Origin of the sequence: Nocardioides sp. InS609-2, assembly GCF_023208195.1 — a bacterium.
Classification (GTDB): domain Bacteria; phylum Actinomycetota; class Actinomycetes; order Propionibacteriales; family Nocardioidaceae; genus Nocardioides.
This window is the reverse complement of sequence record NZ_CP060034.1, coordinates 4,307,852-4,331,761: the sequence shown is the minus strand read 5'-3', so window position 1 is coordinate 4,331,761 and position 23,910 is coordinate 4,307,852. Positions and strand designations below refer to the sequence as shown.

Genomic DNA, 23,910 nt, shown 5'->3' with positions numbered 1-23,910 from the left:
CTCATCAGCGCCTGGGCAAGCGCCATTCCGGTCCTGAAGTCCGGTCAGTCGTCCTCGGGAAGGGTGTTGCGTTCGAAGTCACTGAGCGTCGGCTCACCCCGGTTGCAGTAGATCTCGATCGAGCGACCCTGGTTGGCGAAGACCGCGTCCACGTCGTCGTCGGGGCCGGCCTCGCGGTGACGATGGCGCCGCGTGACGACGGTGGGCTGGAGCTCACCGTGGACGACGAGGGGTCGGGCTTCCCCGACGGCGTCGAGGTCGTACGCCGCGTCATCAGTGGTGCCGACTCGTCAGGACTGGGGTTCTCGATCGCACACAAGACCGCCACCGAGTCCGGTGGCGGCCTTGTCGTGCGGACCTCTCCTGCTGGTGGCGGCCGGGTCGTCGTCGAGCTCACGACGGGATGTGCTCGATGTCGGCGAGCCAAGCAGCAGCCGATGCGTCGGAAGGCATCCGCCAGTCGCCACGCGGGCTCATCGTGCCGCCGGCGCTGACCTTCGGGCCGTTGGGCAGCGCGCTGCGTTTGAACTGGTTGGCGAAGAAGCGCGTCACGAACACGGTCAGCCAGTGCCTGATCGTCGCCAGGTCGTACGACGGCCGGTCCTGCTCGGGGTAGCCCGGCGGCCACTCCCCCTGCGCCGCATCCGCCCACGCGTGCATGGCGAGAAAGGCGATCTTGCTTGGCCGGTAGCCGCGTCGTACGACGTGGAAGAGCGTGAAGTCCTGGAGGTTGTAGGGGCCGACGGTGTCCTGGGTGGCCTGCGGCTTGGCGCCCTCGGTGTGCGGGATCAGCTCGGGGGTGATCTCCTGCGTGAGGATCTCGCCGAGCAGCTCGTTGGTGTCGGCCTCGAACTGGCCCGACTCGGCGACCCAGCGGATCAGGTGCTGCACCAGCGTCTTCGGCACCCCGGCGTTGACCGAGTAGTGCGACATCTGGTCGCCGACGCCGTACGTGCACCAGCCGAGCGCCAGCTCCGACAGGTCGCCGGTGCCGACCACGATGCCGCCGCGCTGGTTGGCGAGCCGGAAGAGGTAGTCGTAGCGAAGCCCGGCCTGGATGTTCTCGAATGTCACGTCGTAGACCTCCTCGCCGTCGGCGAACGGGTGCCCGATGTCGGCGAGCATCTGCCGCGCGGACGCGGTGATGTCGAGCTCCTCGAAGGTGACGCCGAGGCTCTTGGAGAGCCTCGTTGCGTAGGACTTCGTCGTGTCGCCGGTCGCGAACCCAGGCATCGTGAACGCCAGGATGTCGCTGCGCGGGCGGCCCAGCCGGTCCATCGCCTTGGCAGCGACGATCAGCGCGTGCGTCGAGTCGAGCCCGCCACTGACACCGATCACGGCCCTGGGCGACCCGATCGCGGCGATCCTCTGCTCGAGCCCGGAGACCTGGATGTTGTAGGCCTCGTAGCAGTCGAGCGCCAGCCGCTGCGGGTCGTCGGGCACGAACGGGAACCGGTCGACCTTGCGCCGCAGCCCGATGTCTCCGGCCGGCGGTTCGAGCGTGAACTCGATCGTCCTGAAGCCACGGACGTCGCCGAAGGTACGCCGATTGTCGTCGAACGTGCCCTGCCGCAGCCGGTCCTGCCGGATCCGGTCGAGGTCGATGTCGGCGATGGTCACGACAGCGTGATCGGGGAACCGTTCACCCTCGGCGAGAAGGTCGCCGGACTCGTAGATCATGGTCTGGCCGTCCCAGCTGAGATCGGTCGTCGACTCCCCCTGGCCCGCCGCCGCATAGAGGTACGCCGCGCTGCAGCGCGAGCTCGCACTCCGCACGAGCAGCCGGCGGTCCTCCGCCCGGGCCACCGTGATCGGGCTGCCACTCAGGTTCGCGAGCACCGTCGCACCGGCCAGCGCTGCCTCGGCGCTCGGCGGGATCGGCACCCACATGTCCTCGCAGATCTCGACGTGCAGCCTCAGCCCGCGCACGTCGACTGCGTCGAAGATCAGGTCGGGCCCGAACGGCACGTCTCCGCCCGCGACGCGGATGATGCCGCCCCGTTGGTCGTCGCCGGGCGCGAAGTGCCGACGTTCGTAGAACTCGCGGTAGTTGGGCAGGTACGACTTCGGCGACACCCCCAGCACCCGCCCGCGATGGATCACCACGGCGCAGTTGAGCACCCGCGTGCCGTGCACCAGCGGCGCACCCACCACCAGCACCGTCATCAGGTCTGCACTGGCCTCGACGAGGGTCGCGATCGCCGCGTGTACGCCGTCGAGCAGGGTGTCCTGCAGCAGCAGGTCGTCGATGGCATAGCCGCTCAACGCCAGCTCCGGGAACACCGCCACCGCCACCGCGTCGTCGTGGCACGCCCGCGCCGCCTCGAGGATCGTCGCGGCGTTGGCGGCCGGGTCGGCGATCGCGACCGGCACCGTCACCGTCGCGACGCGCGCGAAGCCATGGGCATAGGCGGAGTAGAAGTCCACGTGACGAGTCTAGGGCTGCCGCTACTCCACGAGCGCGGGCGCGACCTCGATGGTGCGCAGGCCCTGACGGCCACTGCTGATCCGCTCGAACTCACCGGTGCGGAAGCGCCAGGCCACCAGATGCGTCTGTCCCTCGCCGATCTCCATAGTGCGGGAGTCCATGGGCGCCACGAGCAGCAGCACCGTGTCGGCATCGAGGAACCCCATCGCCGTGAGGTGGCCATTGTCGCTGTAGACCGCGCTCTTGTCCTTGATCGGCGCGTAGCCGAGCACTTCGCCGCTGGCCGCGTCCACGACCACGGGGCCGCTGCGGAACGGCTCGATGCTCCCGGTCGTGCAGGCGACCATGCCCTGGGCCGCGACCAGTCGCTCACACTGCGGGAACGGCGAGTCGTCCACTCGCACGTCCCCCTGCCAGGTGAGCAGCCTGCGCCAGTCGTAGTCGTTCTGGTAGACCGCACCCCCCGGCTCAATGGCCAGGTAGGGATAGCTATCACCGTACGGCGCGGGGTGTGCGTCACCGTCGAGGCCGATCTGCCAGGTATCGGTTCCGTAGAGCACCACGAAGCCGTCGCCCGCCGGCTGCCACAGCAGCGGTAGCGGGAAGTCCCATGGCCCGGCGATCTCCTCTGGCCACGGGATGATCCGGCTTTCCCCGGCCGTCACGTCGACGACCAGAATTCCGGAATCGACGGACATCGCGACCTGTCGTCCGTCGTGAGAGATTGCCGGATCGACCACGGGGCGCAGCGAGTCGGCGATCGCGTTGCTGGTGCCGGGCACCGAGCGCCACTCCCCGTCGGTGCCGAGCAACCGCAGCAGCCGGCCCTCCTCGGGCAGGGCGAGGACCGCTGCTGACATGGGCTGGTCGAGCACGCTCGGCGGGTCATCGGGAGGGGTGAGGTGCTGGGGGAGGACCGAAGCACGCACCGGAAGGGCAGGGATGGTGAACGGGTCCCAGAGCGGCGGGGTGACGGCCTCGACCTCGCTGGGCACGTTCGTCGGCAAGGTCGGCGCCGGCGCGGGCGTGGCGTCATGGTCGGCCCCCGACACGAGCGACCCGACGACCACCGCTCCCACCACGACGGCCGCAGCAGCCGACGCGAGCCCGGCACGGCGACGGAAATGACGACGCCGCGCCTCAACCAGCGCCTCGCGCGCGAGGTCAGGTGACTCGACGTGCTCGGTCGCGCGGTGCAGGACATCGTGCAGTTCGGAGTCGTTCATGGCGTCCTCCCGATCAGGTCGAGGAGCTCGGGGGCTCCGGTGCGCAGTCGCGCCAGCGCAGCGGCGTTCTGGCTCTTGACGGTGCCGATGGTGACGCCGAGCGCGTCGGCCGTCTCGCGCTCGGTCAGGTCGTCGAAGTGGCGCAGCACCACGACGGCACGCTGCCCCGGCGAGAGGCGGCTGAGCGCGCGTCGTACGACGAGAGCGACCTCGGGTTCGTGGGCACGGACGTGCGTGTCGCGGACCGTCTCGATGAGCAAGTCGCGCCTTTTACGCCACCACGAGATGTTGTCGCGCACCACGATCTGACGCGCGTACGCCGTGGGGTTGCCGTCGCGCAGCCGAGGCCAGCGCATCGCCACCTTGACCAGCGCCTCCTGGACGAGGTCCTCCGCCCGATGCAGGTCACCGGTGAGGAGGTACGCCGAACGCACCAGCGCGCGCTGGCACCCACCCGCCCACTCGGTGAACTCCCGATCGTCCACGCCCGCCCCCTCACCTCTACCCAGTCAACGCTGCGGAGGCCGGAAATGGTTGGCGGCCCTGTCCGGCGCTCCGGACCTCGGCATCCGTAGTCTGCAGTGGTGAACCGTCTCGGACCCGGACGCCTGACCTTGCTGGTCGGCGTACTGCTCGCCACGTCGGCCTGCGCCAATGAGGAGGCCGGCCAGGCAGCGGCGGACAAGGAGAGCGTCGACGCCGCCACGCGCCAGGCAGTTCCGGCGCTCGCGGTTGCCTTGGCGGCGGAACCGCCCGGCAACCTGCACAGCATGTTCTACGAGTGCGGCGGCGGCTACGGAGTCTGGACCTACCAGGTCGGCGGCCAGATGCTGGCGCCTTCGGGTGGTCGACGCAAGATGAGCCGCGCCGTTGGTGAGGCTCTGCGCGACCTGGGCTGGACCACTGCGGTCCGCGACGATCTCTCTGTCGCAGGCGATCGTGAGGGCCTCACGACCCTGGTGCAGATTCCGCAGCTGACCGTACAGACCGGCGCGCGCGTGGTCGACGTGCGTTGGGGCGGGCCGAGCTGCGTCAACTACGCCGGCGACGACGAGCCGTTCATCGAGGACTACGAGGGCGAGGACTTCTCCGACCTGGCCTCCGTCGGTGACTAGTTCCCTGTCGAGGGTTTGAGCCGCTGCTCAGCGCGGGATAGTCACCACATGGCAGCCCCCGATCCCGCGCGCGACGACCCGTTCTTCGCGGAGTTGCGACGCAAGCACCCCGACGTCGACATCGTGCTGCTTCCACCGGTGGACACCACTCCGCCGGTCGAGCCACCCGCCACGATCGGCCAGGCAACCGCCACCCAGCGCCACACCACAGCGGTGCTCGCAGCCCTGTGGACCCGCGTCGGACGTACGCCGACGGCATCGGTGGGTCTGTGGTGGCAGCAGGCCAACCCGCACCTGCACCGCTACGTCGCCAACGGCGCCGTGTCCGGGCTGAAGGAGAACGAGACCGAGCCCCTCGTCAACGAGATCGCGCGCGCCCTTCTCGACCTGGGATGGAGGCCCCAGCCGTCGCCCGCTGACCAGCCGTCCCTCATGGCTCGGGTCGGCACGATCGACCTCAAGGTGACCGGCAACGCCACGTCGGTGTCGGTGGAGGCCGTCTCCGACGCCCTCCACCTCACTCCTGACACGCTGAGCCGGCTGGCGGCGAACTCATGACGCTCCAGGTGTGGAACCACAAGCTGAGGAGTGCCGCCGCCGACTGGGAGGACCGCGGCGACGACCTGCACGGCGCGAGCAAGACGATCTCCGCCGCCGACACGACTCTGCTGGGGTCGAGGGTGGCTGGGGTCGCGAAGACCTTCCTCACCAACTGGGGAGACGAAATCGAGTCGTTGCGCGTCCGCGCAAACCTGAACAGCAGCGAGCTGAGCGACACAGCGAGCGAGTTCGGCATCTCCGACAAGGACACGGTGGAGGCAATGCAACGGCTGCTGTCGTGGGAGGACCGTGACACCACTCCGGTGCAGCCGAGGGGCCTGCGATGACCCAGATCGACGTGCCAGCCAAGATCGCGGAGATCCAGGAGCTCGAGGCCAAGGCGACCGCATCCACGGTCACCACGGCGCTCCGCGGGTCGGCGACGGCAGTGAGCGATGTGGCCACCTGGACCAGCAGCCACGGCGCGCCGGCCGACTGGACCGGCGACGCCGCCGAAGCCGCCGACCACGCGATAACCTCGTTCGGCAAGGACGCCGACGCGGTCACAGCCGCTCTGGAGAAGGCGACCACCGCGTGCGACGTCTACGTCGACCAGGTCGTGCAGCTCACGGCCGACCGTGAAGGCCTGGAGTCAGACCGGATCGAACTCAACAACGCCATCGACGCCCTGCTCACCGAGATCGAGAGCGCGACCGAGGAGGACGTACCCGCGCTCCAGACAAAGGCCGAGACCCTGCGCAACAGGGCGACCACGATGCGCAGCCGGATGACCAGCTTCTGGGAGCGGGTGACGTCGGCCGAGGATCGCTTCATCAACGTCCTGCAGTCGGTCGACACGAAGGCCGAGGGGCAGACCGCGGCCACCAGCGCCGGTCGGCCCAACACCGGCGAGCTGGTCAACCAGCTGAAGAACGTCGGCACCGACCCCGCGGCCGTCACGGCCTGGTGGAAGGGCCTCTCCGGCGCCGAGCGTGAAGCGCTCAAGATCAGCGACCCCGACCTCATCGGCAACGTCAACGGCATCCCGACCGGCGACCGCGACGAAGCCAACCGCACGTCGTTGCAGCGCGACCTCGACTTCCTCGAGGGCCTGGGCGACGAACATGAAGACCTGACCTCCGAGCAGGAGGCGACGCTCAAGAACGCCAAGGCTGCTCGCGACGCTCTCGACATCCCGGCGTCACTGGGCCAGGACGACGTCGACGTGAATCTCATCGTCTACCAGCCCACCGCGTTCAACGGCGACGGCGCTGCGGCAGTGAGCTACGGCGATCCCGACACCGCCGACAACACGGCCGTGATCGTGCCCGGCATCATGAACGACGGGTCGAGCATCGCCGCCCAGGGCAAGGACGCGTACACGCTGTACCAGAACGCCATCCGCAACGGCGAGTCGATGGCGAGCATCGCCTGGATGGGCTACGACTCCCCCAACTGGAACCCCGAGGGCGTGCTCGACTACCCCGGCGACGGCCTCGACATCGGCAGCGTGGTCCAGGAGGACAAGGCGATCGCCGGCGGGCACGCACTCTCCGACTTCGTCGACGGCCTGCGGGCGACCGACGAGGGCGACAAGTCGCATCTCTCGGTCATCGGGCACAGCTATGGCTCGACGACGGCGGCGCACGCGGCCGCCGGTGACGGTCTCGACGCCGACTCCCTCACACTGATCGGCAGCCCCGGCGCAGGCGGTGACAACGTGAACGGCGTGGGCGACCTGCACATGCCCGAGGGCAAGGTCTACGCCGGAGCCGCCGACAACGACTTCGTCAGCTGGCTGGGCCGCGACGGCGACCTCGGCATGGGCCCGGACCCGACGCAGGCAGACTTCGGGGCCAAGGTCTTCGGGAGCGACCCCGGCAAGGACTTCCACGTGGAGAACATCGGTCAAGGCGTCGACAACCACACGTCGTACTTCGACCCCCAGCTCAACCCGACGTCCCTGGACAACCTGACCTCCATCGCCCAGGGCGACGAGCCGGACCTCATCGGCGGACGCACCCAGGAGGCCAACGACTACGCCAAGGACTGGGCCAAGGACGAGGCCGTCCACCAGGTCGATCGGGCCGCCGACGTTGTCGTCGAAGAGGTCCGCACGACGATCGACGAAGCCAACGAGGTCTACGAGGGCGGCAAGGAGTGGGCAGGCGATCGGTGGGACGACGTCACCGGCCTGTTCTAGGCTCCCCACATGACTCGCATGGTTCTCGGGCTGATCGCCATTCTCGTGCTGTCCTCCTGTTCGCCCGGGGACTCCGACTCAGCTGAGCCGGCCGCCGACGATGCCAAGACGTTCAAGGCCGAGATGGACCAGTTCGCCAGCGCCCTGCTCCCCGAGCTGCAAGCTGCTCTGGGCGATGCCGAGCTCAAGGGCATGCAGGCCAAGTTCTACGAGCCCGGGGGCAACTTCGGGCAGTGGTCCTACGAGGCCGGGGGTGAGTTCATCGAGCCCCCCGGCACCGCCGAGGACGTGCTCGACTCCGTCGAGGAGGTCCTCGCGCAACAGGGCATGGAGATCGAGCGGCCTGCGGGCAGCCAGGACATCTCTGCGATGAAGGGCAACATCGGGGTCCTGGTGCAGCGCGCCCTCGAGGCGGACGTGGAGACAGTGAGCGGTCTCAATGTCAGGATCTCCTCGATCGACCGGCTGAAGTCGGGCGACGACTTCGCGGAGGACGCCGAACCCGAGGACTACCTCGCCTACCTGAAGTGACCGGCGCCACAGCACGATGAGCCCCGGTCGGGACTAGCCTGAACACGGTCCGTGGACCTCGCCAGGAGGCCGCGAGATGACGTCAGGAGAGTCGCAATGAGCGAGCAGCAGTCAGGTGAGATCGCCGCGCCGTACGGCACCGGGTCGGCCTCCCCCGCAAAGCCCGTCAAGCGGGTGCGCACCCATCATCTGCGGGAGATGAAGGAGCGCGGCGAGAAGGTCACGATGCTCACCGCCTACGACATGTACACCGCGGCCACGTTCGACGAGGCCGGCGTCGAGCTGCTCCTCGTGGGCGACAGCGCCTCCAACAACGTCTTCGGCAACGAGACCTCCCTGCCGGTCACGGTCGACGAGTTACTCCCCTTGACCCGTGCGGTGGCCCGCTCGGTCAAGCGTGCCATGGTCGTCGGTGACCTGCCGTTCGGCTCCTACCAGGCGTCGCCCGAGCAGGGCTATCTCACCGCCGTGCGCTTCATGAAGGAAGCCGGCGCGCACTGCGTGAAACTCGAGGGCGGCGCCGAGATGGCGCCTGTGATCGAGAAGTGCACCCGCGGCGGCATCCCCGTGATGGCCCACATCGGTTTCACACCGCAGAGCGAGCACACCCTGGGTGGCTACCGCGTGCAGGGTCGCGGCGAGCAGGCCGACCGCATCCTCGCTGACGCCCATGCCGTGCAGGAAGCGGGCGCGTTCGCCGTCGTCATGGAGATGGTGCCCGCCGACGTCGCCGCGCGGGTCACCAAGGAGCTGGACATCTCGACCATCGGCATCGGCGCCGGGCCCGACTGCGACGGCCAGGTGCTGGTCTGGCAGGACGCCTTCGGTCTGCGCACCGGCCGGATGGCGACCTTCGTCAAGCAGTACGCCGACGTGCACGGCGTACTCCTCGAAGCGGCCCGGGCCTACGCCGACGACGTACGCGGCGGCTCGTTCCCCGGCCCCGAGCACTCCTTCTAGGCCTGCTCAGGCAGTCCAGCCGAGCCAACGGGCGCCGGCGTTGAGTACTACGAACCACACGGCCACCGCGACGATCGGCAGCGCCACGACCCGCTGGGGATGCGGGGTCCACCACCTCGTGGCGACGACGAAGAGCACGCACCACAGCACCATCAGGAGCGTCACGGCCCACCACGGCGCCACGAGCCCGCTCGCGGCGTACAGGAAGAAGGCGGCGGCCATGCCGATCATCCCGATGAACGGCCACGCCGGTGTCGCGTGCGGGTTGTGCTGCTGACGTCCGTTGGCCACGGGGTCAACCTAGCCGTGACACGGTCTGTCCCTGCTGGGGCCGCCGTGGCAGGGTTACGCCATGAGCGAGACCCCGAGCACCCCGGCCAAGAAGACCTCCGCGAAGAAGGCCGCCGCCAAGAAGGCGCCTGCGACGAAGTCGGCGACCAAGAAGACCGCGACGAAGAAGACCGCCGCCAAGAGGGCGCCGGTCAAGAAGTCGGCAGCCAAGAAGGCTTCCCCGGTCGTCGAGGCCCCCCGGGTCGCGGCCCCGCCGCCCACGGCTCCCAATGGCTCTCCCGAGCCCGTGCCCGCCCCCACGGCCGCTGCCCAGCTCACGGCGGCGGTCGCCACTGCGGAGGCCACGGTGAAGATGGCGCAGGCTGCTGCCGAGAAGGTCGCGACCGAGGTCGCCGCCAGGGTGGCCGCTCAGGTCAGCTCGAACGCCTTCACCAAGGAGCTCTCCAGGACCGTGCAGAAGGCGGTCCTGATCGCGATGCGGCAGGCCCAGCAGGGCGCCGACCTGTTGCCCGGCAAGAAGCGCAAGAAGAAGGGCAAGAAGTAGCGGTCAGTCCTCGAGCTGGGTGTCGTTCCACTTCGGGTCGTTGTCCCACTCCTCGTTGCGTTCCTCGACCTTGTCGAGGGCCCGCGACGCTTCCGCAGCGCTGGCGTAGGGACCGAGGCGGTCGGCGTTCTTGCAGCCGTCGGCGCCCTCGACCGTGTGGTGGGTGAGGCAGAACCAGTACTCCGTGTCCGAGTCGCTCATGTCGGTGAAACTACACTCGCTGGCGTGAGTGCTGTAGCCCCTGCCGTCATCTCCGCGCGCCGTCCGGTGCCCGCGCACATCCCGCGACCCGAATACGTCGACAAGCCGGGGCCTGAGCGGTTCACCGGCAGCGAGGTCAAGGACGACGAGACCATCGAGAAGATGCGCGTCGCGAGCAAGCTGGCCGCGCAGGCACGCGAGCTCGTGGGCGCAGCCATCGTCCCCGGCGTCACGACCGACGAGCTCGACCGCATCGGTCACGAGTTCCTGTGCGACCACAACGCCTACCCGTCGACCCTGGGCTACCGCGGGTTCCCGAAGTCGCTGTGCAGCAGCGTCAACGAGGTCGTCTGCCACGGCATCCCCGACTCGCGGGTCGTCGAGCACGGCGACATCGTCAACATCGACATCACCGCGTTCCTCGACGGCGTCCACGGCGACACCAACGCGACGTTCCTCGCCGGCGACGTCGACGAGGAGTCCCGGCTGCTCGTCGAGCGCACGCGCGAGGCCCTCGACCGGGGCATCAAGGCGGTCAAGCCCGGCCGCCGCATCAACGTCATCGGCAGGGTGATCGAGTCGTATGCCCGGCGGTTCGGCTACGGCGTCGTCCGCGACTTCACCGGTCACGGCGTCGGTACGGCGTTCCACTCGGGGCTGGTCATCCCCCACTACGACGCCGAGCACTACGACGACGTGATCGAGGTCGGCATGACCTTCACCATCGAGCCGATGCTCAACCTCGGCACCCACGAGTGGACCATGTGGGACGACGACTGGACCGTCGTCACCAAGGACCTGCGGCGCAGCGCGCAGTTCGAGCACACCCTGTTGGTGACCCCGACCGGGGCAGAGGTCCTGACGAACCCCTGACCCGGCCGGCATCTCCGTTGCTCTGGCGGCTGGCCGTTCTACTCGATGCCGCGCTTTTCGATGCCGCGCTTTTCGATGCCGGCCTTTTCGATGCCGGCCTTTTCAATGCCGCTCTTCTCGGCGGAGGGCTGCGCAGCAGACGCAGCGATCACGCCGCCGACACCGAAGGTCGTCATGACGGCGAGCGCCGCCGCGGCGGCTGCCCCGGTGAGGGCCCGAGTGCGAGATATGGTCATTGTGTTTCTCCTTGAGGTCGAACATCTGAGCCGTGACTCCAGAGGACGGCCACGGCAACTGTGGCAAAGAGAAGCAGTCGCCCGGTGTCGGGTCAACTACCTACACCTCCAGCAGATACACGCATCCTCAATACAGGTGATCAACCACCATGATGACAGCTTGACCCCTGACCTCGCCGGAGAAGTCGCTGATTGAGGGGATTGCGCAGCAACGAAGGCGTAGGAGCTTTTGACCGACACCAGTGCGAGCACGCCCGTGGCGACCGCTAGGGTGGCCACGCGAATGGGCTGGCCGGGCGACCGCGTTCTCCTCACGGGGAGACCGAGGAAGGTCCGGGCTCCACAGGGCAAGGTGGTGGGTAACACCCACCCGGGGCAACCCGCGGGAAAGTGCCACAGAAAACAGACCGCCGCTCCTCACGGGGAGCGGTAAGGGTGAAACGGCGGTGCAAGAGACCACCAGCGCCCCGGGCAACCGGAGCGGCTAGGCAAACCCCACCTGGGGCAAGATCAAGAAGCTTCCGCAACAACGGAAGCGCGTGTGCGTTCGAGGGCGGCCCGCCCGAGTACGCGGGTAGATCGCTGGAGGCGGCCGGCAACGGTCGTCGTAGATGGATGGTCGCCATGGCGCCTTCGGGCGTCGTACAGAACCCGGCCTACAGGCCAGCCCATTCGCCACACCCCATCTGACCTGCGGAAACGCATTTCAGGCGTCCCGCTGTGCACACACTGTGCACAGAATTTTCAAAAGCCGCTTCGCATGACCGACCTGAAGCGGATGTCCTCGTAGCCAAACGCGAGGATCTCCTCGACCTGCGGCAAGCCTTCCCGGCCTATCCCTGCAGGTCGGCGCTCGCGTGCTCGACATGCCTCACTGGGTGTGTCCCTGTCGGAAGGACAGTGTGGGCGTACGCCGTCTACCGGATCTGCCGAGTTGCGGACGTTCAATTGGTTGGCGCGGGCGGAACTTACAGAGGTCAGCTGAGCCAATCGGCGTAGAAGATCCCGAGGCCGGCCGCAACGCACAGACCGGCGATGATCCAGAAGCGGATGACCACGGTGACCTCGTCCCATCCCAGGTGTTCGAAGTGATGGTGGATGGGTGCGATTCGGAAGATGCGGCGCCCGGTGCCCGTGATGCGCCTGGTGAGTTTGAAGTAGCTCATCTGCAGGAGCACGGACAATGTCTCAAGCACGAGCAGTCCCGCGATGACGGCCATGAGGAGTTCGGTCCTGGACATGATCGCTAGACCGGCCAGAGCGCCTCCGATGGCGAGCGAGCCGACGTCGCCCATGATGATCCGGGCTGGTTTGGCGTTCCACCAGAGGAAGCCGATGCAGGCCATGGCTATGGCTGCTGCGAAGACCGCGAGGTCGAGGGGGTCTCGCGTTTGGTAGCACTGGGACTCCACCATTGTGGGCTTGAGGGATCCGCATTGCTGGCTGTTCTGCCAGAAGTTCACGATCGTGTACGCGCCGAAGATCATGGCTGAGGTGCCGGCAAGCAGGCCGTCGGCGCCGTCCGCGAGGTTGGCACCATTGGAGGTCGCCGTCACGATGAACCAGATCACTAGCAGGACCACGACCAGGGGCAGCTTGATCCCCCAGTCGTGAGTGGTGGAGATGTACTGCGATGCGGGCCTGACGCCTCGTTCATCGGCGAAGAATTGCGTCGCCAGGAGCCCGAATCCGAAGGCGACCACCGTCTGTCCGGCCATCTTTCCGCGGCTGGTCAACCCCCGGTTGTTCTGGGTGTAGACCTTGATGAAGTCGTCGAGGAACCCGACGACTCCGCAGCCAAAGAACGGGATAAGGAGGAGCCAGGCGCTGGCGCTGGGCAGCCCGCCGGTCAGCATCGTGGCCACGAGGTAGGCCACCGTGGCGCTCAACAGGATCACCAGCCCGCCCATAGTCGGCGTGCCCCGTTTGACGTGGTGTGTCATCGGGCCGTCGTCCCTGATCGGCTGGCCGAAGCCGTGTCTCGTGAACCATCCAATGGCTAGTCGGGTCCCGAGCAGGGAGCAGATAATCGCCAGCCCGCTGCTAAGCAGGATTGCCCGCATGTAATTGAACCTCTCTCAGCCTTCTGGATGGTCGATCGCCGCGGGCAGTAGGGCCGCCCGCGCACATTGTGCTGCACGAGCGTCCCAGGCTCGTTGAACCGCGCGCGTAACCGCCCCCGGGAGGACGAGCATTGCCGCCTGCCCGCCGTTCCCACCCCCAGCCGACTCGAAGATCTCGCTTTCATCGGGGCCAGTTACACGACCTCGCGGACATTCGGACCGAACCAGCACAGCTGTCGCAGTATCGCCCAGGAACGCGCTGATCTGCCGCAAACAGTGCGCTCAACTACCGCAGATAGCGTGCGTTGCGGCCATCCGGACATGCCGCGATCCCCTCGCTCATGCCGATGAGCGATCTCCCAGGGCAAAAGGCGGCATGCCGCCCATCATTTCGCGTGGCGGCTTCGTCGATGAACTGACGAGAGCAGAGTCCCAAACCCGTGACCTCGTGGCCGAGCACCTCTCCGACAACGATGAACTCATCCTGCACCTGCTCATGAGTGACCTCTTGAGGTTGACAGTGAGCACCTTTCTCGACGGGCGACTTGAGGTCGTAGACCGCGCACTAGCCCCGGTCTTTCATGGAGGTAGTCGGACGGCTGCGCGTCGAGGTTGACGACGTGTGCGTTGCCTGGGCTGGTTCCGGGGTTGACCTGTAGGCCGACTGTCGCTGTCGGGTGCGGTTCTCCGGGTCCTCGGGTTGTGGGTGGGCGGGGATGTTCAGGCTGGTGGTGGGATCGCTGCGATGTTGGCGAATGTCGCGACGATCGCTGCCGCCCAGGGCCAGGTGTCGGGGATCCGGAGTTGTCGCCGGCGCCCGGTGTGGACCAGGCGTGCTGGTGCGTGCAGGAGTCGGTAGCGCAACGCTTTCGGCTCACAGCCGGCGAGCACAGCAGCCTCGCCGGTGAAGGCCAGAAGTCTGGTCCAGGCGGTGAGGTCGGCAGCGATCATGGTCGCTGTCAGCCAGGCCTGGTTGATCGCGAACTCACGTGAGGGGAATCTGCCCAGGCCGGTGTCCTTGGCGATCCGGATCCGGTCCTCGACGCGGGCGTGAGCACGGTGACGGGCTTCGAGGAACGCCAGCTGTCCGGTGGTGGTGTTGGTCGCGATCACTTGGTAGCGCCACCCGTCGGCTTCTTCGAACAGCGACAGCTGCGCACCGGGGTGGGGTCGTTCGCGGCGCACGATGAGCCGCATCCCGGGCGGCCATGCCGTCAGGTCAAGGAGGTCGGTGAGCTCGGCGACGTCACCACCTTCGCGGACCCCACCATCAGCATCGGACGCGGGTGTCCACACGTGCTTGGGGACGACCTTGATGGCTTCGCGGATCTTCTCGGTGACTGCGTAGCCGACGCTGTACTCCAAGCGACGTCCCCGCACGCGGCCTTGTTCGGTGAGCCAGGCCAGGAGCTTGTGGGAGGCACCCGCGCCATCGCTGCGGATCAGCAGGTTCTTGCGTTGTGCGGCGGGGACCTGGGCGATTGCCGCGGTGAGGACTTCGATGTGATCGGTCGCGGTGTTCGACCCCGCCTTCCCGGTCCGCAACGTGGCGGCGAGGAACTCGCCTGTGTTGTCGCACCACACCCCGATCGGGTGGTACCCGAACGTCCGCTTGAACGTCGCCGATGCCAACTCTTTCTCGGAGTGGGTGATCACGACCGTGGCATCGACATCGAGCACGACCACCTCACCGAGGTCGGTGCCGGCGACCTTCGAGGCAGGGAACCCTTCGGGTGAGGCGTTCATGAGTGCCCAGACGTGGCGCCGTGTCCTGGCTCTGGCCACGGCGATTTTCTTGACCTGCCCGGGGCTGATCTCATCCAAAGCCCGCCAGACCGTGGCCTGCGAGGCCACCGCACCGAGCACGGGTTCCTGGTGGCGCAGGACCTCGATGTCAGCGATCGCTTCACCGCCGTCGGCGATCATCACCGCGACATCGACCAGGACCCGGCCGCGGTCATGGGCAGGGGTGAACGAACGTCGTGCCAGGGCCTTCGAGAGCTGTCCAGTCAGCCCGGTCCGATCACCTACGAGACGCAGCCCGACGCTTCCCGCGTGGGCCACCACGCCGACACCGCCCCCAGTTACTGACAGACCCCTCGACCACGAACTACGCTTCACCTGCAGAGTGCCTTCCAGTTGGAGAACTTGTTCCGTCGCAAGACCAAGTTTCCCCTGCTGGGCAGGCACTTCTGTGTTTCTACGCGCCGATCAAGCCGCCGACCCGTGAATGATCCGGGCTAGCCTTCGTTGATCGATGTCTTCGCGACGGTGATGACGATGTAGTCAACGCTGTCTGTGTCTCTTTCGTGGAAGATTTCGGTCCGCCTCGATACCGAAGGCCGCGTCTACTACCGACGCAAGCGAGCCGAGGGCAAGAAACCAATGGAGGCGATGAGGTGCCTCAAGCGCAGGATCTCCGACCGGGTCTACCGCCGGCTGCTCGACGACGCCCAACGAGGGGAAGGCGCGGGCCCGGGAGGGCACCACGGGGCGTCTCAAGAATCCAGCGCGGTCGACCTTCCCCCGCACATCGACACTTCGGATCAGCCACTTCCCGGACCCGCGGACCCAACGCTACGCCCGGCATCGACGTCCCGGAAGACCGAACTCCCCAGGACTCTCGAAGCCACCGTTTGACAACAGAAGGGAGCCGGAATGCAGCGCGACCGGCCAGCCACGCTGTGGCCCGATCCGAGTCAGCGCGAGGTACGCGACACCAACCAGATCAGCGCACGATCTATCGCGGGCCGGTGTCGGTCCTCAACGGTCGGTAGTCGCCGGGCGATCTCGTGCGGATTGACGAGGCCCGCGTCGATTAGTGCGCCGACGAAGTTGAGGTCCTTCTCCCGGTAGGCGCAGAGCTTCGCGACGCCGGCCTACAGGCAGCCCATTCGCCTCCACCACGAACGGAAAACTCCCCGGCCCAACGGTCCCTCGACAGGGTCTGGGTCGCTGGGCCGTTGCCCGGCGTCGCGACGACCGGACAACTGGGCGTAATCGCCTTCTACTCCCAGTCGCGGTCTCCACGCGCAGGCTTGGCTTGGGTGCTTGCGCCCGCTCACAGTCGCACGTCGCGACCCTCGCTGTGAGGCCCGGTCATCCGTCGCAAGATACCCATCCAGAGCCCCTTCGCCGGAGGCGCGCATCGCTTGGCAGCGGATCCAGTATGGTTAGGCATTCCTAACTAGTCGTCGACGCTGAAGGTCCCCATGTTGCGCGCGCTCTCCTTGTCCTGCCTCGGTCTGACCCTCGCGATGACCGGTGGTCTGCTGTCCGGTTGTGGCCTCGGCGGACCCTCGATCGTGGTCTACAACGCCCAGCACGAGCAGCTGATCGAAGAACTCGCGCCGGCGTTCACCGAGGAGACCGGCATCGACGTCGAGCTGCGAAACGGCAAGGACCTCGAACTGGCCGCGCAGCTGGTCCAAGAGGGCGACAAGTCGCCGGCCGACGTGTTCCTCACCGAGAACTCCCCCGCCATGTCGCGGGTCGAGTCCGAGGGCATGTTCTCGAAGCTGCCGGCCGACCTGGTCGCCCCGATCCCCGCGCAGTACCGCCCCACCAGCGGCCTGTGGACCGGCTTCGTGGCCCGCTCGACGGTGCTCGCCTACAACACCGACCTGGTCGGGGAGTCGGAGCTGCCGGGGTCGATCATGGATCTCGCCGACCCCGAGTGGGCCGGCCGCATCTCGCTCTCGCCGACCGGCGCCGACTTCCAGGCGATCGTCGCCGCGATCCTGGAGCTCGAGGGTGAGGACGCGACCCGGGCCTGGCTCGAGGGCATCAAGGCCAACGGCACGGTGTACGACGGCAACAACGTGGTGCTCGAGTCGGTCAACTCCGGCGAGTCCGAGGTCGGGATCATCTACCACTACTACTGGGACCGCGACCAAGCGGAGTCCGGCGACGTCAGCGACGACAGCGCCCTGTACTTCTTCGGCAACCAGGACCCCGGCGCGTTCGTCAGCGTCTCCGGCGCCGGCGTACTCGCCTCGAGCGACAAGCAGTCGGATGCGCAGAAGTTCGTCGAGTTCCTGGTCAGCGAGACCGGGCAGCAGGGCCTCGCCGACAGCTATGCGCTGGAGTACCCGCTCAATCCGGCCGTGTCGCTGCCCGAGCCCGTCAAGCCGTTCAGCGAGCTGGCGCCGCCGGCAGTCAACGTCTCCGACCTCGACAGCGATCGGGTCGTCGACATGATGACCGAGGTCGGGTTCCTCTGACCGCGCCGCTCGCGCCGGAACGGGCCCCCGACGGGCCCCGCCCTCCCGGGCGCACACGAGCCACACCGGCACCGGCAGCCCTGTTCGTCGCGGGGTCTCTAGTCGCGGCCGTGAGCCTGCTCCCGCTCGGCTACGTCGTCTTCTCGACCGCCGAGCTGGGCTGGTCTGCTGCCATCGAGTTCCTGGTGCGGCCGCGCATCGGCGAGCTGCTCTGGAACACCTCCCGGCTCCTCGTCGCTGGTGTCGTCGTCAGTGCCCTGCTCGGCGTCGGCGGTGCCTGGCTGGTCGAGCGCACCGACGTACCCGGGCGAGGCTGGTGGCACGGCATCCTCTGCGCACCGCTCGCCATCCCGGCATTCGTCAACGGCTACGGCTGGGTCTCCACCACGCATGCGGTGCAGAGCTTCGGCGGCGCCGTGGTGGTCGTCAGCCTGTCCTACTACCCGCTCGTCTACCTGCCGACCGTGGCGGCGCTGCGCCGGCTCGACCCGGGTCTCGAGGACGTCGCCGCGGCGCTCGGGCACGGCGCCGTACGCCGCTTCGTGGGCGTCGTGCTCCCGACCATCAGCCCGGCTGTGCTGGGTGGCGCGCTGCTCGTCGGCCTGCACCTCCTGGCCGAGTACGGCGCCCTGCAGCTGCTCAACTACCCGACCCTGACCACGGCGATCCTCGAGCAGTACGGCACCGCTTTCAACGGGCCGGCCGCGACCCTGCTTGCCGGCGTACTCGTGCTGTTCTGCCTGGCGCTGCTGGCACTCGAGCTGCTGGTACGCGGCCGGCGGCGGCACTGGCGCGTCGGCTCGGGCACCGCCCGCACCCTGCAGCCGATCGCCCTTGGCCGTCATGCGACGTGGGTGTTCGCGACGCTCTCGGCGCTCGCGTTGCTCGCCCTGGCCGTGCCGCTGGTGAGCCTGGCCCGCTGGCTGGTGCGTGGGTCGTCGACGGCACTCGACGTCGGCGAGCTGGTCGAAGCTGCGTCGACCACCGTGGGCCTGGCCGTGGCCGGCGGGCTGCTCGCCACCCTCGCTGCCCTGCCGGTCGCGTGGCTGGCCGTACGCCACCCGGGGTGGCTGGGCACGCTCGTCGAGCGCAGCACCTACACGACCGGTGCGATGCCGGGCATCGTCGTGGCCCTCGCGCTCGTCACGGTGTCGATCCGCGGTGTGCCGTTCCTCTACCAGACCCTGCCGTTGCTGGTCCTCGGGTACGCCATCCTCTTCCTCCCGCGTGCGGTCGTGAGCGTGCGCTCGAGCCTGGAGCTGGCCCCACCCGTCCTGGAGGACGTCGCCCGGTCGCTCGGGTGCAGCGGCCCCCGCGCCGCCGCACGCGTCACCCTGCCGGTGATCCTGCCCGGACTCGGCGCCTCGGTCGCTCTGGTGGCGCTGGCCGTGTCGACCGAGCTCACCGCGACCCTGCTGCTCTCGCCGATCGGCACCTCAACGCTCTCCACGAAGTTCTGGTCCGACGCGTCGTCCGTGGCGTACGGCGCGGCCGCGCCGTACGCATTGGCGCTGATCGTGCTGTCCATCCCGGCCACCTGGCTGCTGAGCCGCATCACCGTCGGAGGTCGTCGATGACCGCGCTGCACGTGACCGGACTGACCGCGTCGTACGCCGCCCAGCCGGTGCTCCGCGGCGTCGACCTCGACGTCGCCGGCGGCGTCACCGCGATGCTCGGGTCGTCGGGATGTGGCAAGACCACGCTGCTGCGCGTGATCGCGGGCTTCCACTCCCCCGACTCGGGCACGGTCGCGATCGGCGGCAAGGTCGTCGCCGGGCGGGGCCGACCGGTGGCGCCGCGGCACCGTGGCATCGGCTACGTGCCGCAGGAAGGGGCCCTCTTCCCGCACCTCTCGGTGGCGGACAACATCACCTTCGGGCTGCCCCGCCGCGATCCCGTCCGACCGGCGCGGCTGGCCGAGATGCTCGAGCTCGTCGAGCTGCCCCGTGAGCTCGCCCAGCGCTACCCGCACGAGCTGTCGGGGGGTCAGCAGCAACGCGTCGCGCTGGCCCGCGCGCTCGCACCGAGGCCGACGCTGGTGCTGCTCGACGAGCCGTTCGCCTCACTCGACGCAGGGTTGCGCGAGGAGACCGGCCGGGCCGTCGTGCGCGCGGTCCGCGCCAGCGGTGCGGCGGGTGTGCTGGTCACCCACGACCAGGGTGAGGCGTTGTCACTGGCCGACCAGGTCGCCGTGATGGCCGACGGGGCGTTCGTGCAGATCGGCACGCCGGCCGACGTCTACCTCTCCCCCGAAGACGCCGGAGTGGCCGCGTTTGTCGGCCATGCCACCCTCATCGACGGCACGCTCGGGGCCGACGGTCACGCCACGTGCGCCCTCGGCTCGGTGCAGGTTCGTGGCCAGGTCACACCAGGACGCGTCCGGCTCGCGCTGCGGGCCGAGCAGGTGCAGCCAACGCCCGCCAACGGCGGCGCCGTCGGCGAGGTCGAGGACGTCAGCTTCTTCGGCCACGACGCAACGATCCGGGTCCGACTGACGTCCGGCGAACGCATCACGGCGCGTACGTCCGCCGACGCGATCCCGACCCCCGGCGACCGGGTCGACCTGAGGGTCGTGGGTGACGTGCTGGCGTTCTCGGGGGCAGCGTCATGACAGCCGTCCGCCTCCCCATCCAGCCGGACGTCGACCACTTCCTGCTCGGCGGCCGCCCCGGCGACACGGCGCTGATCACGGCGTCGGGCGAGATGACGTACGCCGAGCTCCGCCAGGCTGTGGAAGAGGTATCCACCGACCTCGGGAGCACCCGCCGCCTCGTCATGCTCGAGGCGGCCAACGACGTCCGCACCGTCGTGACGTTCCTGGCCGCGCTGGCCGGCCACCATCCGGTGCTGCTGGTCGGAGAAGGGGCTGACGGTCGAGACGCCGAGCTGTGCGAGCGCTATGCCCCCGCAACGCGGGCGACAGCCAGCGGCCTGGTCACCCCTCCCGGCGACGGCGCGCCGCACGATCTCCACCCCGACCTGGCCCTGCTGCTGTCGACGTCCGGCTCGACCGGCTCGCCGAAGCTCGTGCGCCTCTCGCGGGACAACGTGCTCGCCAACGCACGCAGCATCGGCGACTACCTCGGCCTCCGGCCCGACGACCGCGCGATCACGTCGCTGCCTCTTCACTACTGCTACGGGCTCTCGGTCCTCACGAGCCACCTCCTCCACGGCGCCGCGGTGGTGCTGACCGACCTGTCGGTGTCCGACGCCTGCTTCTGGGATCTTGCGTCAAGAGCGGGGGTGTCGAGCTTCGCCGGAGTGCCGTACACCTTCGACCTGCTCACGGCGAGCGGCTTCGCCGACCGTGAGCTCCCGAGCCTGCGCTACGTCACGCAGGCCGGCGGCCGGATGTCGCCGGAGCGGGTCGAGGAGTTCGCCACGCTCGGCCGCCGCCAGGGCTGGGACCTCTTCGTGATGTACGGCCAGACCGAGGCCACCGCCCGGATGGCCTACCTGCCGCCCGACCTCGCGGTCGCCCGCTCGGGCTGCATCGGTGTGCCCGTACCCGGCGGCAGCTTTCGCCTCGAGCCCGTGCTCGGCCTGGCCGACGCCGAGCTCGTCTACACCGGGCCCAACGTGATGATGGGCTACGCCGAGTCCGCCGCCGACCTGGCCAGGGGTGCCGAGCTCACCGACCTGCGCACGGGCGACCTGGCCCGTCAGCACGACGACGGACTGTGGGAGGTCACCGGCCGGCTCGGCCGGCACGCGAAGGTCTTCGGAGTCCGGCTCGACCTCGACCGCCTCGAGCGGCAGCTCGACGGCCTAGCCCGGCTGGTCACCGTCGACGACGCGGTGCACGCGTTCGTCACCCGCCCCCGCATCGATGCCGACGTACGCCGCCGGCTGGCTGCGGCAGCCGGCATCCCCGCCGGCGCCGTACGCGTGCATCGCGTGGTCGGCGTACCGATGACGGCGTCGGGCAAGCCCGACTTCATCACCCTGACGCACCTTGCGCGCTCGGCCACCGAGCTCGGCGCACCTGCCGTCGCGACCTCGACCGGGACGACCGCCGAATCGCTGCGTGCGATGTTCGCCGTCGTCCTGGGTCAGCCCGACGCAGCCGTGTCTGACAGCTTCGTGTCACTCGGTGGTGACTCATTGTCGTTCGTCGAGGTGTCCACGCGGCTGGGAAACGAGCTCGGCACCCTGCCGGCCGACTGGCAGCACCGCTCCCTCACAGACCTGGCCGACGCCGCGCGCCCACGCCGCCGGTTCACGGCCGTGGTCGAGATGCCCGCCCTGCTGCGGGCGCTGGCCATCACCCTGGTCGTCATCACCCACACCGATCTGGTCCTCGTTCCAGGTGGCGCGCACGTACTGCTCGCGGTCGCCGGCTTCAACCTGTCCCGCTTCGCGCTGGCCGATCCCGATCGCCACCAGCGGGTGCGCAACCTGCTTGCGACCGCGCGTGCGGTCGCCGTGCCCGCCGGTCTCTGGATCGGCGCCTGCGTCCTCGTCACGCGCGACTACCGGCCGGCGACGGCGGTCTTTCTCAACGGTCTCACCGGTGAGCGCACCTGGAGTCCCGATTGGCAGTTCTGGTTCCTCGAGACGCTCGTCTGGAGCACGCTCGGCCTCGCGGCCCTGCTGACCGTGCCCTGGCTGGCGCACTGGCAGCACCGCCATCGCTTCCGTACGGCGCTCGCCGTCGTCGCGGTCGCCCTGACTGTGCGCCTGGTCGACTCGGGGGTGCATGCCGGACCGCTGCAGCGCTACAGCACCCTGACTGTGCTGTGGTGCCTCGCACTCGGCTGGGCGGTGGCCGAGGCACGCACCGTTGCCCAGCGGGCGACGGTCGCCGTCGTGACGATCGTCGCGACGGTCGGTTTCTTCGGCGACCTTGGCCGTGAGGTACTGGTGGCGACCGGGATTCTGCTCCTGATGCACCGTGGCGGCGTCGTACTCCCCAGGTTGGTGTCGGACGCGGTCGGCCTGCTGGCGGGAGCATCGCTGTGGATCTACCTCACGCACTGGCAGGTGTACCCGGGACTCGAGGCCGCGGGTCATCCGGTGCTGGCGGTCGCCGCTTCGCTGGTGGTCGGCATCGCCGCCACCTGGGCCTACGACCGGCTGCGGCCCCTCATGCCAGCTGCACGAGCAGCACGGCGTTCAGCGCGATGATCATCGCCGCGACGATCGCACCAGCGATGGTGGTGGTGCGGCGGTTGACGAGCGAGCCCATCAGGTCGCTGCGGCGCGTGAACCAGATCAGCGGGACCAGCGCGAACGGGATGCCGAACGACAGCACCACCTGCGAGAGCACCAGCGCGCGCGTCGGGTCGACGCCGACACCGATGATGATCAGCGCCGGGAGCAGCGTGACCAGGCGTCGTACGGTCAGCGGGATCCGGCGACGCAGGAAGCCCTCCATCACGATCTGGCCCGACAGCGTGCCGACGCTCGAGGAGGCGAAGCCCGACGCCAGCAGGCCGAGGGCGAACAGCAGACCAGAGGCCGGGCCGAGGTTGGTGTTGAGGCCGGCGTAGGCGCCCTCGATCGAGTCGATGTTCTGGCCCGAGAGTGCCGAGGCGGCGATAAGGAGGAGCGAGAGGTTCATCAGGCCGGCGATGCTCATGGCGGCGACGACGTCGATGCGCTGGCTGCGCATGACCGTACGGCGCTCGGGCTCGGTGCGAGGGCGGAATCGCTCGCTCGTCAGCGCACCGTGCAGGTAGATCGCATGCGGCATGACCGTCGCGCCGAGCATGCCGGCGGCGATCAGGATGCTGTCGGTGCCGGCGAAGCGCGGCATCGTGCCGTCCAGGACGGCCATCGAGTCGACACCGCTGATGGCGATGTCGTAGACGAAGCCCATCAGGATCACGCCCAGCAGACCTGTGATCACCGCTTCGAAGGGCCGATGTCCGCGGGACTTGAGGCCGAGCAGCGCGAACGCCACGACGGCCGTGATGGTGCCGCCGACCAGCAGCGGTAGGTCGAACAGCAGTTTGAGGGCGAGGGCGCCACCGACGACCTCGGCCAGGTCGGTCGCGATGGCGACCAGCTCGGCCTGGACCCACAGTCCGCGCACCATCGGGCGTGGCAGGTTGTCCCGGCACAGCGCCGGCAGGCTCTTGCCGGTGGCCACACCGGCCTTGGCGGAGAGGTACTGGATCAGCATCGCCATCAGGTTGCTGACGATGATCACCCAGACCAGCAGGTAGCCGTAGGTGGAGCCGGCGGTGATGTTGGTCGCGAAGTTGCCGGGGTCGACGTACGCGATCGCGGTGACGAAGGCGGGGCCGAGCAGGGGCCACAACTGACGGGTACGGCGCGGGCCGGGAGACGGGGGTAAGTCGGCCTCGCGGTCGGTCAGCGACGATGTCAGGAGCTCGGGCGCAATGGGCACAGCGGCACCGTGGCGGCGCGGACTGGGTGCATAGCGGCGGGTCTGGAACATCGCGTCTCCGATGGGGATGGATGTGTTCAGTGGATCCTACGTGGCTTCCGTGCGGGGGACCGACCGCAGT

21 protein-coding genes and 1 other RNA gene are annotated in these 23,910 nt (G+C 68.6%); 13 read left to right on the top strand and 9 right to left on the bottom strand.

Annotated elements, in window-relative coordinates:
- Positions 1 to 393 precede the first annotated feature (393 nt).
- The 3 genes from H4Q84_RS22160 to H4Q84_RS22150 are packed head-to-tail and all read right to left on the bottom strand — an operon-like array spanning position 394 to position 4,139.
- Positions 394 to 2,427, bottom strand: a complete 2,034-nt coding sequence (locus tag H4Q84_RS22160) for an NAD(+) synthase (RefSeq protein WP_248581221.1) — start codon at positions 2,425 to 2,427, stop codon at positions 394 to 396.
- A 21-nt stretch (positions 2,428 to 2,448) separates the two neighbouring features.
- A complete protein-coding gene (locus tag H4Q84_RS22155) occupies positions 2,449 to 3,654 on the bottom strand; it encodes a hypothetical protein (protein ID WP_248581220.1) in 1,206 nt (401 codons plus the stop codon).
- The gene (locus H4Q84_RS22150) at positions 3,651 to 4,139 is read right to left on the bottom strand and encodes a SigE family RNA polymerase sigma factor (protein ID WP_248581219.1); all 489 of its coding nucleotides are present in this window, start codon (positions 4,137 to 4,139) and stop codon (positions 3,651 to 3,653) included. Before H4Q84_RS22150 ends, H4Q84_RS22155 begins: the two co-directional genes overlap by 4 nt.
- A gap of 99 nt (positions 4,140 to 4,238) precedes the next feature.
- Between H4Q84_RS22150 and H4Q84_RS22145 the strand changes: the two genes are divergently transcribed.
- The 6 genes from H4Q84_RS22145 (at position 4,239) to panB (ending at position 9,003) form a co-directional block, all read left to right on the top strand.
- The gene (locus H4Q84_RS22145; RefSeq protein WP_248581218.1) at positions 4,239 to 4,769 is read left to right on the top strand and encodes a hypothetical protein; all 531 of its coding nucleotides are present in this window, start codon (positions 4,239 to 4,241) and stop codon (positions 4,767 to 4,769) included.
- A gap of 48 nt (positions 4,770 to 4,817) precedes the next feature.
- A complete protein-coding gene (locus tag H4Q84_RS22140) occupies positions 4,818 to 5,327 on the top strand; it encodes a hypothetical protein (protein ID WP_248581217.1) in 510 nt (169 codons plus the stop codon).
- Complete coding sequence (locus tag H4Q84_RS22135; RefSeq protein WP_248581216.1) at positions 5,324 to 5,656, top strand: hypothetical protein; 333 nt, start codon at positions 5,324 to 5,326, stop codon at positions 5,654 to 5,656. Before H4Q84_RS22140 ends, H4Q84_RS22135 begins: the two co-directional genes overlap by 4 nt.
- Positions 5,653 to 7,512: an alpha/beta hydrolase gene (locus H4Q84_RS22130; protein WP_248581215.1), complete on the top strand. Its 1,860-nt coding sequence runs from the start codon at positions 5,653 to 5,655 to the stop codon at positions 7,510 to 7,512. The genes H4Q84_RS22135 and H4Q84_RS22130 overlap by 4 nt, the downstream gene beginning before the upstream one ends.
- A 9-nt stretch (positions 7,513 to 7,521) precedes the next feature.
- The gene (locus tag H4Q84_RS22125; RefSeq protein WP_248581214.1) at positions 7,522 to 8,043 is read left to right on the top strand and encodes a hypothetical protein; all 522 of its coding nucleotides are present in this window, start codon (positions 7,522 to 7,524) and stop codon (positions 8,041 to 8,043) included.
- A 96-nt stretch (positions 8,044 to 8,139) separates the two neighbouring features.
- Entirely contained in the window at positions 8,140 to 9,003 is an 864-nt protein-coding gene (panB, locus tag H4Q84_RS22120; RefSeq protein ID WP_248581213.1) for a 3-methyl-2-oxobutanoate hydroxymethyltransferase, read from the top strand.
- Between the two features lie 6 nt (positions 9,004 to 9,009).
- Here panB and H4Q84_RS22115 read toward each other — a convergent pair whose 3' ends face one another.
- Positions 9,010 to 9,294, bottom strand: coding sequence for a hypothetical protein (locus tag H4Q84_RS22115; RefSeq protein WP_248581212.1), 285 nt, complete (start codon positions 9,292 to 9,294; stop codon positions 9,010 to 9,012).
- Positions 9,295 to 9,355: 61 nt separating this feature from the next.
- On the opposite strand from H4Q84_RS22115, the gene H4Q84_RS22110 reads away from it, so the two are divergent.
- The gene (locus H4Q84_RS22110) at positions 9,356 to 9,838 is read left to right on the top strand and encodes a hypothetical protein (protein WP_248581211.1); all 483 of its coding nucleotides are present in this window, start codon (positions 9,356 to 9,358) and stop codon (positions 9,836 to 9,838) included.
- 3 nt (positions 9,839 to 9,841) lie between these two features.
- Here the strand turns inward: H4Q84_RS22110 and H4Q84_RS22105 are convergent, their stop codons facing one another.
- A complete protein-coding gene (locus H4Q84_RS22105; protein WP_248581210.1) occupies positions 9,842 to 10,039 on the bottom strand; it encodes a hypothetical protein in 198 nt (65 codons plus the stop codon).
- 24 nt (positions 10,040 to 10,063) lie between these two features.
- Between H4Q84_RS22105 and map the strand changes: the two genes are divergently transcribed.
- On the top strand, positions 10,064 to 10,912 hold the full coding sequence (gene map, locus H4Q84_RS22100; RefSeq protein WP_248581209.1) for a type I methionyl aminopeptidase: 849 nt from the start codon (positions 10,064 to 10,066) through the stop codon (positions 10,910 to 10,912).
- A gap of 38 nt (positions 10,913 to 10,950) precedes the next feature.
- Here map and H4Q84_RS22095 read toward each other — a convergent pair whose 3' ends face one another.
- Positions 10,951 to 11,148, bottom strand: a complete 198-nt coding sequence (locus tag H4Q84_RS22095; RefSeq protein WP_248581208.1) for a hypothetical protein — start codon at positions 11,146 to 11,148, stop codon at positions 10,951 to 10,953.
- A gap of 284 nt (positions 11,149 to 11,432) precedes the next feature.
- On the opposite strand from H4Q84_RS22095, the gene rnpB reads away from it, so the two are divergent.
- Positions 11,433 to 11,823, top strand: an RNA gene (gene rnpB, locus H4Q84_RS22090) — RNase P RNA component class A.
- A gap of 302 nt (positions 11,824 to 12,125) precedes the next feature.
- Here the strand turns inward: rnpB and mraY are convergent.
- Together mraY and H4Q84_RS22080 are read right to left on the bottom strand one after the other, a co-directional pair.
- Positions 12,126 to 13,211: a phospho-N-acetylmuramoyl-pentapeptide-transferase gene (gene mraY / locus H4Q84_RS22085; protein ID WP_248581207.1), complete on the bottom strand. Its 1,086-nt coding sequence runs from the start codon at positions 13,209 to 13,211 to the stop codon at positions 12,126 to 12,128.
- A 720-nt stretch (positions 13,212 to 13,931) separates the two neighbouring features.
- Positions 13,932 to 15,350, bottom strand: coding sequence for an IS1380 family transposase (locus H4Q84_RS22080; RefSeq protein ID WP_248583584.1), 1,419 nt, complete (start codon positions 15,348 to 15,350; stop codon positions 13,932 to 13,934).
- 1,073 nt (positions 15,351 to 16,423) lie between these two features.
- Here H4Q84_RS22080 and H4Q84_RS22075 point away from each other — a divergent pair.
- The 4 genes from H4Q84_RS22075 (at position 16,424) to H4Q84_RS22060 (ending at position 22,561) form a co-directional block, all read left to right on the top strand.
- Positions 16,424 to 17,434 carry an iron ABC transporter substrate-binding protein gene (locus H4Q84_RS22075; protein ID WP_248581206.1) on the top strand — a complete coding sequence of 337 codons (1,011 nt, stop codon included), beginning with the start codon at positions 16,424 to 16,426 and terminating at the stop codon, positions 17,432 to 17,434.
- A 110-nt stretch (positions 17,435 to 17,544) separates the two neighbouring features.
- A complete protein-coding gene (locus tag H4Q84_RS22070) occupies positions 17,545 to 19,011 on the top strand; it encodes an iron ABC transporter permease (RefSeq protein ID WP_248581205.1) in 1,467 nt (488 codons plus the stop codon).
- The gene (locus H4Q84_RS22065) at positions 19,008 to 20,045 is read left to right on the top strand and encodes an ABC transporter ATP-binding protein (protein WP_248581204.1); all 1,038 of its coding nucleotides are present in this window, start codon (positions 19,008 to 19,010) and stop codon (positions 20,043 to 20,045) included. The genes H4Q84_RS22070 and H4Q84_RS22065 overlap by 4 nt, the downstream gene beginning before the upstream one ends.
- Positions 20,042 to 22,561, top strand: a complete 2,520-nt coding sequence (locus H4Q84_RS22060) for an AMP-binding protein (protein ID WP_248581203.1) — start codon at positions 20,042 to 20,044, stop codon at positions 22,559 to 22,561. Before H4Q84_RS22065 ends, H4Q84_RS22060 begins: the two co-directional genes overlap by 4 nt.
- Here the strand turns inward: H4Q84_RS22060 and H4Q84_RS22055 are convergent.
- Positions 22,521 to 23,840, bottom strand: a complete 1,320-nt coding sequence (locus tag H4Q84_RS22055) for an Nramp family divalent metal transporter (protein ID WP_248581202.1) — start codon at positions 23,838 to 23,840, stop codon at positions 22,521 to 22,523. The two genes, H4Q84_RS22060 and H4Q84_RS22055, sit on opposite strands and share 41 nt — an antisense overlap.
- Positions 23,841 to 23,910: the final 70 nt, after the last annotated feature.

Coding starts and splice junctions, on each gene's coding strand:
- H4Q84_RS22110 (WP_248581211.1), top strand. CDS start 9,356: ATGAGCGAGACCCCGAGCACCCCGGCCAAGAAGACCTCCGCGAAGAAG.
- H4Q84_RS22055 (WP_248581202.1), bottom strand. CDS start 23,840: ATGTTCCAGACCCGCCGCTATGCACCCAGTCCGCGCCGCCACGGTGCC.
- H4Q84_RS22075 (WP_248581206.1), top strand. CDS start 16,424: ATGTTGCGCGCGCTCTCCTTGTCCTGCCTCGGTCTGACCCTCGCGATG.
- H4Q84_RS22065 (WP_248581204.1), top strand. CDS start 19,008: ATGACCGCGCTGCACGTGACCGGACTGACCGCGTCGTACGCCGCCCAG.
- H4Q84_RS22095 (WP_248581208.1), bottom strand. CDS start 11,148: ATGACCATATCTCGCACTCGGGCCCTCACCGGGGCAGCCGCCGCGGCG.
- H4Q84_RS22155 (WP_248581220.1), bottom strand. CDS start 3,654: ATGAACGACTCCGAACTGCACGATGTCCTGCACCGCGCGACCGAGCAC.
- H4Q84_RS22135 (WP_248581216.1), top strand. CDS start 5,324: ATGACGCTCCAGGTGTGGAACCACAAGCTGAGGAGTGCCGCCGCCGAC.
- panB (WP_248581213.1), top strand. CDS start 8,140: ATGAGCGAGCAGCAGTCAGGTGAGATCGCCGCGCCGTACGGCACCGGG.
- mraY (WP_248581207.1), bottom strand. CDS start 13,211: ATGCGGGCAATCCTGCTTAGCAGCGGGCTGGCGATTATCTGCTCCCTG.
- H4Q84_RS22140 (WP_248581217.1), top strand. CDS start 4,818: ATGGCAGCCCCCGATCCCGCGCGCGACGACCCGTTCTTCGCGGAGTTG.
- H4Q84_RS22125 (WP_248581214.1), top strand. CDS start 7,522: ATGACTCGCATGGTTCTCGGGCTGATCGCCATTCTCGTGCTGTCCTCC.
- H4Q84_RS22130 (WP_248581215.1), top strand. CDS start 5,653: ATGACCCAGATCGACGTGCCAGCCAAGATCGCGGAGATCCAGGAGCTC.
- H4Q84_RS22105 (WP_248581210.1), bottom strand. CDS start 10,039: ATGAGCGACTCGGACACGGAGTACTGGTTCTGCCTCACCCACCACACG.
- H4Q84_RS22060 (WP_248581203.1), top strand. CDS start 20,042: ATGACAGCCGTCCGCCTCCCCATCCAGCCGGACGTCGACCACTTCCTG.